Source organism: Christensenella hongkongensis (genome assembly GCF_000981035.1).
GTDB classification, from domain to species: Bacteria; Bacillota; Clostridia; order Christensenellales; family Christensenellaceae; genus Christensenella; species Christensenella hongkongensis.
On record NZ_LAYJ01000032.1, the window covers coordinates 1 to 281 of the forward strand.

Here is a 281-nt window from a genome sequence, read left to right on the forward strand (position 1 = left end):
GGAGACACTTGTAGTAACAGGTGTTGCAGGTGCATCGAAAACGGATGGCATTATTTTTGGGACAACGAATCCCACCCAGCGCGTCGATACGGCAATTCAGGTAAATAAGGTGACGGAAGGGTTTGGAGTACAGTCCGTCAAGCTTGCAATATGGCCGAACTCGAAAGGGCAAGGAGCTGCAAAGTGGTATAATTGCAATAATGACGGAACAGGAAACTGGAGCGCCTATTTCCATATTTCTGGCTTTGGGTACACATTGGGTGATTACACGGTTGAAGCAC

Annotated in this window: 1 protein-coding gene; it reads left to right on the top strand. The window is 47.7% G+C overall.

Features of this window, described 5'->3' with window-relative positions; translation table 11 throughout:
* The coding region (locus CHK_RS01170; protein WP_046442158.1) for a GBS Bsp-like repeat-containing protein at positions 1-281 on the top strand (281 nt) is incomplete at both ends.